This is a genomic window from Priestia sp. P5, assembly GCF_029522155.1.
GTDB lineage: Bacteria > Bacillota > Bacilli > Bacillales > Bacillaceae_H > Priestia > Priestia megaterium_E.
In genome coordinates this window covers 1-8,663 of the sequence record NZ_JAKWFJ010000014.1, presented here as the reverse complement: position 1 = coordinate 8,663, position 8,663 = coordinate 1, and the positions used below count along the sequence as shown (strand labels likewise).

The following is an 8,663-nucleotide window of genomic DNA, read 5'->3' as shown; positions in this document are numbered from 1 at the left end:
CGCTAGCGCTACCGGTCGCCACCATGGTGAGCAAGGGCGAGGAGCTGTTCACCGGGGTGGTGCCCATCCTGGTCGAGCTGGACGGCGACGTAAACGGCCACAAGTTCAGCGTGTCCGGCGAGGGCGAGGGCGATGCCACCTACGGCAAGCTGACCCTGAAGTTCATCTGCACCACCGGCAAGCTGCCCGTGCCCTGGCCCACCCTCGTGACCACCCTGACCTACGGCGTGCAGTGCTTCAGCCGCTACCCCGACCACATGAAGCAGCACGACTTCTTCAAGTCCGCCATGCCCGAAGGCTACGTCCAGGAGCGCACCATCTTCTTCAAGGACGACGGCAACTACAAGACCCGCGCCGAGGTGAAGTTCGAGGGCGACACCCTGGTGAACCGCATCGAGCTGAAGGGCATCGACTTCAAGGAGGACGGCAACATCCTGGGGCACAAGCTGGAGTACAACTACAACAGCCACAACGTCTATATCATGGCCGACAAGCAGAAGAACGGCATCAAGGTGAACTTCAAGATCCGCCACAACATCGAGGACGGCAGCGTGCAGCTCGCCGACCACTACCAGCAGAACACCCCCATCGGCGACGGCCCCGTGCTGCTGCCCGACAACCACTACCTGAGCACCCAGTCCGCCCTGAGCAAAGACCCCAACGAGAAGCGCGATCACATGGTCCTGCTGGAGTTCGTGACCGCCGCCGGGATCACTCTCGGCATGGACGAGCTGTACAAGTCCGGACTCAGATCTCGAGTCAGTGGCTCTATCTGAACGCGCTCTCCACTGCTTAATGACATTCCTTTCCCGATTAAAAAATCTGTCAGATCGGATGTGGTCGGCCCGAAAACAGTTCTGGCAAAACCAATGGTGTCGCCTTCAACAAACAAAAAAGATGGGAATCCCAATGATTCGTCATCTGCGAGGCTGTTCTTAATATCTTCAACTGAAGCTTTAGAGCGATTTATCTTCTGAACCAGACTCTTGTCATTTGTTTTGGTAAAGAGAAAAGTTTTTCCATCGATTTTATGAATATACAAATAATTGGAGCCAACCTGCAGGTGATGATTATCAGCCAGCAGAGAATTAAGGAAAACAGACAGGTTTATTGAGCGCTTATCTTTCCCTTTATTTTTGCTGCGGTAAGTCGCATAAAAACCATTCTTCATAATTCAATCCATTTACTATGTTATGTTCTGAGGGGAGTGAAAATTCCCCTAATTCGATGAAGATTCTTGCTCAATTGTTATCAGCTATGCGCCGACCAGAACACCTTGCCGATCAGCCAAACGTCTCTTCAGGCCACTGACTAGCGATAACTTTCCCCACAACGGAACAACTCTCATTGCATGGGATCATTGGGTACTGTGGGTTTAGTGGTTGTAAAAACACCTGACCGCTATCCCTGATCAGTTTCTTGAAGGTAAACTCATCACCCCCAAGTCTGGCTATGCAGAAATCACCTGGCTCAACAGCCTGCTCAGGGTCAACGAGAATTAACATTCCGTCAGGAAAGCTTGGCTTGGAGCCTGTTGGTGCGGTCATGGAATTACCTTCAACCTCAAGCCAGAATGCAGAATCACTGGCTTTTTTGGTTGTGCTTACCCATCTCTCCGCATCACCTTTGGTAAAGGTTCTAAGCTTAGGTGAGAACATCCCTGCCTGAACATGAGAAAAAACAGGGTACTCATACTCACTTCTAAGTGACGGCTGCATACTAACCGCTTCATACATCTCGTAGATTTCTCTGGCGATTGAAGGGCTAAATTCTTCAACGCTAACTTTGAGAATTTTTGTAAGCAATGCGGCGTTATAAGCATTTAATGCATTGATGCCATTAAATAAAGCACCAACGCCTGACTGCCCCATCCCCATCTTGTCTGCGACAGATTCCTGGGATAAGCCAAGTTCATTTTTCTTTTTTTCATAAATTGCTTTAAGGCGACGTGCGTCCTCAAGCTGCTCTTGTGTTAATGGTTTCTTTTTTGTGCTCATACGTTAAATCTATCACCGCAAGGGATAAATATCTAACACCGTGCGTGTTGACTATTTTACCTCTGGCGGTGATAATGGTTGCATGTACTAAGGAGGTTGTATGGAACAACGCATAACCCTGAAAGATTATGCAATGCGCTTTGGGCAAACCAAGACAGCTAAAGATCTCGGCGTATATCAAAGCGCGATCAACAAGGCCATTCATGCAGGCCGAAAGATTTTTTTAACTATAAACGCTGATGGAAGCGTTTATGCGGAAGAGGTAAAGCCCTTCCCGAGTAACAAAAAAACAACAGCATAAATAACCCCGCTCTTACACATTCCAGCCCTGAAAAAGGGCATCAAATTAAACCACACCTATGGTGTATGCATTTATTTGCATACATTCAATCAATTGTTATCTAAGGAAATACTTACATATGGTTCGTGCAAACAAACGCAACGAGGCTCTACGAATCGAGAGTGCGTTGCTTAACAAAATCGCAATGCTTGGAACTGAGAAGACAGCGGAAGCTGTGGGCGTTGATAAGTCGCAGATCAGCAGGTGGAAGAGGGACTGGATTCCAAAGTTCTCAATGCTGCTTGCTGTTCTTGAATGGGGGGTCGTTGACGACGACATGGCTCGATTGGCGCGACAAGTTGCTGCGATTCTCACCAATAAAAAACGCCCGGCGGCAACCGAGCGTTCTGAACAAATCCAGATGGAGTTCTGAGGTCATTACTGGATCTATCAACAGGAGTCATTATGACAAATACAGCAAAAATACTCAACTTCGGCAGAGGTAACTTTGCCGGACAGGAGCGTAATGTGGCAGATCTCGATGATGGTTACGCCAGACTATCAAATATGCTGCTTGAGGCTTATTCGGGCGCAGATCTGACCAAGCGACAGTTTAAAGTGCTGCTTGCCATTCTGCGTAAAACCTATGGGTGGAATAAACCAATGGACAGAATCACCGATTCTCAACTTAGCGAGATTACAAAGTTACCTGTCAAACGGTGCAATGAAGCCAAGTTAGAACTCGTCAGAATGAATATTATCAAGCAGCAAGGCGGCATGTTTGGACCAAATAAAAACATCTCAGAATGGTGCATCCCTCAAAACGAGGGAAAATCCCCTAAAACGAGGGATAAAACATCCCTCAAATTGGGGGATTGCTATCCCTCAAAACAGGGGGACACAAAAGACACTATTACAAAAGAAAAAAGAAAAGATTATTCGTCAGAGAATTCTGGCGAATCCTCTGACCAGCCAGAAAACGACCTTTCTGTGGTGAAACCGGATGCTGCAATTCAGAGCGGCAGCAAGTGGGGGACAGCAGAAGACCTGACCGCCGCAGAGTGGATGTTTGACATGGTGAAGACTATCGCACCATCAGCCAGAAAACCGAATTTTGCTGGGTGGGCTAACGATATCCGCCTGATGCGTGAACGTGACGGACGTAACCACCGCGACATGTGTGTGCTGTTCCGCTGGGCATGCCAGGACAACTTCTGGTCCGGTAACGTGCTGAGCCCGGCCAAACTCCGCGATAAGTGGACCCAACTCGAAATCAACCGTAACAAGCAACAGGCAGGCGTGACAGCCAGCAAACCAAAACTCGACCTGACAAACACAGACTGGATTTACGGGGTGGATCTATGAAAAACATCGCCGCACAGATGGTTAACTTTGACCGTGAGCAGATGCGTCGGATCGCCAACAACATGCCGGAACAGTACGACGAAAAGCCGCAGGTACAGCAGGTAGCGCAGATCATCAACGGTGTGTTCAGCCAGTTACTGGCAACTTTCCCGGCGAGCCTGGCTAACCGTGACCAGAACGAAGTGAACGAAATCCGTCGCCAGTGGGTTCTGGCTTTTCGGGAAAACGGGATCACCACGATGGAACAGGTTAACGCAGGAATGCGCGTAGCCCGTCGGCAGAATCGACCATTTCTGCCATCACCCGGGCAGTTTGTTGCATGGTGCCGGGAAGAAGCATCCGTTACCGCCGGACTGCCAAACGTCAGCGAGCTGGTTGATATGGTTTACGAGTATTGCCGGAAGCGAGGCCTGTATCCGGATGCGGAGTCTTATCCGTGGAAATCAAACGCGCACTACTGGCTGGTTACCAACCTGTATCAGAACATGCGGGCCAATGCGCTTACTGATGCGGAATTACGCCGTAAGGCCGCAGATGAGCTTGTCCATATGACTGCGAGAATTAACCGTGGTGAGGCGATCCCTGAACCAGTAAAACAACTTCCTGTCATGGGCGGTAGACCTCTAAATCGTGCACAGGCTCTGGCGAAGATCGCAGAAATCAAAGCTAAGTTCGGACTGAAAGGAGCAAGTGTATGACGGGCAAAGAGGCAATTATTCATTACCTGGGGACGCATAATAGCTTCTGTGCGCCGGACGTTGCCGCGCTAACAGGCGCAACAGTAACCAGCATAAATCAGGCCGCGGCTAAAATGGCACGGGCAGGTCTTCTGGTTATCGAAGGTAAGGTCTGGCGAACGGTGTATTACCGGTTTGCTACCAGGGAAGAACGGGAAGGAAAGATGAGCACGAACCTGGTTTTTAAGGAGTGTCGCCAGAGTGCCGCGATGAAACGGGTATTGGCGGTATATGGAGTTAAAAGATGACCATCTACATTACTGAGCTAATAACAGGCCTGCTGGTAATCGCAGGCCTTTTTATTTGGGGGAGAGGGAAGTCATGAAAAAACTAACCTTTGAAATTCGATCTCCAGCACATCAGCAAAACGCTATTCACGCAGTACAGCAAATCCTTCCAGACCCAACCAAACCAATCGTAGTAACCATTCAGGAACGCAACCGCAGCTTAGACCAAAACAGGAAGCTATGGGCCTGCTTAGGTGACGTCTCTCGTCAGGTTGAATGGCATGGTCGCTGGCTGGATGCAGAAAGCTGGAAGTGTGTGTTTACCGCAGCATTAAAGCAGCAGGATGTTGTTCCTAACCTTGCCGGGAATGGCTTTGTGGTAATAGGCCAGTCAACCAGCAGGATGCGTGTAGGCGAATTTGCGGAGCTATTAGAGCTTATACAGGCATTCGGTACAGAGCGTGGCGTTAAGTGGTCAGACGAAGCGAGACTGGCTCTGGAGTGGAAAGCGAGATGGGGAGACAGGGCTGCATGATAAATGTCGTTAGTTTCTCCGGTGGCAGGACGTCAGCATATTTGCTCTGGCTAATGGAGCAAAAGCGACGGGCAGGTAAAGACGTGCATTACGTTTTCATGGATACAGGTTGTGAACATCCAATGACATATCGGTTTGTCAGGGAAGTTGTGAAGTTCTGGGATATACCGCTCACCGTATTGCAGGTTGATATCAACCCGGAGCTTGGACAGCCAAATGGTTATACGGTATGGGAACCAAAGGATATTCAGACGCGAATGCCTGTTCTGAAGCCATTTATCGATATGGTAAAGAAATATGGCACTCCATACGTCGGCGGCGCGTTCTGCACTGACAGATTAAAACTCGTTCCCTTCACCAAATACTGTGATGACCATTTCGGGCGAGGGAATTACACCACGTGGATTGGCATCAGAGCTGATGAACCGAAGCGGCTAAAGCCAAAGCCTGGAATCAGATATCTTGCTGAACTGTCAGACTTTGAGAAGGAAGATATCCTCGCATGGTGGAAGCAACAACCATTCGATTTGCAAATACCGGAACATCTCGGTAACTGCATATTCTGCATTAAAAAATCAACGCAAAAAATCGGACTTGCCTGCAAAGATGAGGAGGGATTGCAGCGTGTTTTTAATGAGGTCATCACGGGATCCCATGTGCGTGACGGACATCGGGAAACGCCAAAGGAGATTATGTACCGAGGAAGAATGTCGCTGGACGGTATCGCGAAAATGTATTCAGAAAATGATTATCAAGCCCTGTATCAGGACATGGTACGAGCTAAAAGATTCGATACCGGCTCTTGTTCTGAGTCATGCGAAATATTTGGAGGGCAGCTTGATTTCGACTTCGGGAGGGAAGCTGCATGATGCGATGTTATCGGTGCGGTGAATGCAAAGAAGATAACCGCTTCCGACCAAATGGATCCACCGGATCTAGATAACTGATCATAATCAGCCATACCACATTTGTAGAGGTTTTACTTGCTTTAAAAAACCTCCCACACCTCCCCCTGAACCTGAAACATAAAATGAATGCAATTGTTGTTGTTAACTTGTTTATTGCAGCTTATAATGGTTACAAATAAAGCAATAGCATCACAAATTTCACAAATAAAGCATTTTTTTCACTGCATTCTAGTTGTGGTTTGTCCAAACTCATCAATGTATCTTAACGCGTAAATTGTAAGCGTTAATATTTTGTTAAAATTCGCGTTAAATTTTTGTTAAATCAGCTCATTTTTTAACCAATAGGCCGAAATCGGCAAAATCCCTTATAAATCAAAAGAATAGACCGAGATAGGGTTGAGTGTTGTTCCAGTTTGGAACAAGAGTCCACTATTAAAGAACGTGGACTCCAACGTCAAAGGGCGAAAAACCGTCTATCAGGGCGATGGCCCACTACGTGAACCATCACCCTAATCAAGTTTTTTGGGGTCGAGGTGCCGTAAAGCACTAAATCGGAACCCTAAAGGGAGCCCCCGATTTAGAGCTTGACGGGGAAAGCCGGCGAACGTGGCGAGAAAGGAAGGGAAGAAAGCGAAAGGAGCGGGCGCTAGGGCGCTGGCAAGTGTAGCGGTCACGCTGCGCGTAACCACCACACCCGCCGCGCTTAATGCGCCGCTACAGGGCGCGTCAGGTGGCACTTTTCGGGGAAATGTGCGCGGAACCCCTATTTGTTTATTTTTCTAAATACATTCAAATATGTATCCGCTCATGAGACAATAACCCTGATAAATGCTTCAATAATATTGAAAAAGGAAGAGTCCTGAGGCGGAAAGAACCAGCTGTGGAATGTGTGTCAGTTAGGGTGTGGAAAGTCCCCAGGCTCCCCAGCAGGCAGAAGTATGCAAAGCATGCATCTCAATTAGTCAGCAACCAGGTGTGGAAAGTCCCCAGGCTCCCCAGCAGGCAGAAGTATGCAAAGCATGCATCTCAATTAGTCAGCAACCATAGTCCCGCCCCTAACTCCGCCCATCCCGCCCCTAACTCCGCCCAGTTCCGCCCATTCTCCGCCCCATGGCTGACTAATTTTTTTTATTTATGCAGAGGCCGAGGCCGCCTCGGCCTCTGAGCTATTCCAGAAGTAGTGAGGAGGCTTTTTTGGAGGCCTAGGCTTTTGCAAAGATCGATCAAGAGACAGGATGAGGATCGTTTCGCATGATTGAACAAGATGGATTGCACGCAGGTTCTCCGGCCGCTTGGGTGGAGAGGCTATTCGGCTATGACTGGGCACAACAGACAATCGGCTGCTCTGATGCCGCCGTGTTCCGGCTGTCAGCGCAGGGGCGCCCGGTTCTTTTTGTCAAGACCGACCTGTCCGGTGCCCTGAATGAACTGCAAGACGAGGCAGCGCGGCTATCGTGGCTGGCCACGACGGGCGTTCCTTGCGCAGCTGTGCTCGACGTTGTCACTGAAGCGGGAAGGGACTGGCTGCTATTGGGCGAAGTGCCGGGGCAGGATCTCCTGTCATCTCACCTTGCTCCTGCCGAGAAAGTATCCATCATGGCTGATGCAATGCGGCGGCTGCATACGCTTGATCCGGCTACCTGCCCATTCGACCACCAAGCGAAACATCGCATCGAGCGAGCACGTACTCGGATGGAAGCCGGTCTTGTCGATCAGGATGATCTGGACGAAGAGCATCAGGGGCTCGCGCCAGCCGAACTGTTCGCCAGGCTCAAGGCGAGCATGCCCGACGGCGAGGATCTCGTCGTGACCCATGGCGATGCCTGCTTGCCGAATATCATGGTGGAAAATGGCCGCTTTTCTGGATTCATCGACTGTGGCCGGCTGGGTGTGGCGGACCGCTATCAGGACATAGCGTTGGCTACCCGTGATATTGCTGAAGAGCTTGGCGGCGAATGGGCTGACCGCTTCCTCGTGCTTTACGGTATCGCCGCTCCCGATTCGCAGCGCATCGCCTTCTATCGCCTTCTTGACGAGTTCTTCTGAGCGGGACTCTGGGGTTCGAAATGACCGACCAAGCGACGCCCAACCTGCCATCACGAGATTTCGATTCCACCGCCGCCTTCTATGAAAGGTTGGGCTTCGGAATCGTTTTCCGGGACGCCGGCTGGATGAGAATTCTCCTCCAGCGCGGGGATCTCATGCTGGAGTTCTTCGCCCACCCTAGGGGGAGGCTAACTGAAACACGGAAGGAGACAATACCGGAAGGAACCCGCGCTATGACGGCAATAAAAAGACAGAATAAAACGCACGGTGTTGGGTCGTTTGTTCATAAACGCGGGGTTCGGTCCCAGGGCTGGCACTCTGTCGATACCCCACCGAGACCCCATTGGGGCCAATACGCCCGCGTTTCTTCCTTTTCCCCACCCCACCCCCCAAGTTCGGGTGAAGGCCCAGGGCTCGCAGCCAACGTCGGGGCGGCAGGCCCTGCCATAGCCTCAGGTTACTCATATATACTTTAGATTGATTTAAAACTTCATTTTTAATTTAAAAGGATCTAGGTGAAGATCCTTTTTGATAATCTCATGACCAAAATCCCTTAACGTGAGTTTTC

10 protein-coding genes and 1 pseudogene are annotated in these 8,663 nt (G+C 49.9%); 10 read left to right on the top strand and 1 reads right to left on the bottom strand.

The genetic code is table 11. From position 1 onward, the window contains the following. Positions 1 to 1,283: 1,283 nt before the first annotated feature. Positions 1,284 to 1,997: a LexA family protein gene (locus MMB69_RS27075; RefSeq protein ID WP_000104864.1), complete on the bottom strand. Its 714-nt coding sequence runs from the start codon at positions 1,995 to 1,997 to the stop codon at positions 1,284 to 1,286. A 100-nt stretch (positions 1,998 to 2,097) separates the two neighbouring features. On the opposite strand from MMB69_RS27075, the gene MMB69_RS27070 reads away from it, so the two are divergent. From MMB69_RS27070 to MMB69_RS27355, 10 genes and pseudogenes are all read left to right on the top strand, one after another. Then, positions 2,098 to 2,298, top strand: a complete 201-nt coding sequence (locus tag MMB69_RS27070) for a Cro/CI family transcriptional regulator (protein ID WP_000437875.1) — start codon at positions 2,098 to 2,100, stop codon at positions 2,296 to 2,298. Positions 2,299 to 2,416: 118 nt separating this feature from the next. Further along, positions 2,417 to 2,710: a CII family transcriptional regulator gene (locus MMB69_RS27065; protein ID WP_000251069.1), complete on the top strand. Its 294-nt coding sequence runs from the start codon at positions 2,417 to 2,419 to the stop codon at positions 2,708 to 2,710. A 32-nt stretch (positions 2,711 to 2,742) separates the two neighbouring features. Beyond that, positions 2,743 to 3,642, top strand: a complete 900-nt coding sequence (locus MMB69_RS27060; protein ID WP_000185505.1) for a replication protein — start codon at positions 2,743 to 2,745, stop codon at positions 3,640 to 3,642. Beyond that, positions 3,639 to 4,340, top strand: a complete 702-nt coding sequence (locus tag MMB69_RS27055; protein ID WP_000788910.1) for a replication protein P — start codon at positions 3,639 to 3,641, stop codon at positions 4,338 to 4,340. Before MMB69_RS27060 ends, MMB69_RS27055 begins: the two co-directional genes overlap by 4 nt. Beyond that, on the top strand, positions 4,337 to 4,627 hold the full coding sequence (locus MMB69_RS27050; RefSeq protein ID WP_000145933.1) for a protein ren: 291 nt from the start codon (positions 4,337 to 4,339) through the stop codon (positions 4,625 to 4,627). The genes MMB69_RS27055 and MMB69_RS27050 overlap by 4 nt, the downstream gene beginning before the upstream one ends. 55 nt (positions 4,628 to 4,682) lie before the next feature. Further along, positions 4,683 to 5,141, top strand: a complete 459-nt coding sequence (locus tag MMB69_RS27045) for a recombination protein NinB (RefSeq protein ID WP_012602761.1) — start codon at positions 4,683 to 4,685, stop codon at positions 5,139 to 5,141. After that, complete coding sequence (locus MMB69_RS27040; RefSeq protein WP_000611491.1) at positions 5,138 to 6,010, top strand: phosphoadenosine phosphosulfate reductase domain-containing protein; 873 nt, start codon at positions 5,138 to 5,140, stop codon at positions 6,008 to 6,010. The genes MMB69_RS27045 and MMB69_RS27040 overlap by 4 nt, the downstream gene beginning before the upstream one ends. Continuing rightward, complete coding sequence (ninD, locus tag MMB69_RS27360) at positions 6,007 to 6,084, top strand: protein NinD (protein WP_481861932.1); 78 nt, start codon at positions 6,007 to 6,009, stop codon at positions 6,082 to 6,084. Before MMB69_RS27040 ends, ninD begins: the two co-directional genes overlap by 4 nt. A 1,216-nt stretch (positions 6,085 to 7,300) precedes the next feature. Beyond that, a complete protein-coding gene (locus MMB69_RS27035; protein WP_004614937.1) occupies positions 7,301 to 8,095 on the top strand; it encodes an APH(3')-II family aminoglycoside O-phosphotransferase in 795 nt (264 codons plus the stop codon). Between the two features lie 20 nt (positions 8,096 to 8,115). Beyond that, positions 8,116 to 8,274 (top strand): annotated as a pseudogene (locus MMB69_RS27355) (VOC family protein); the annotation flags it as partial. Positions 8,275 to 8,663 lie beyond the last annotated feature (389 nt).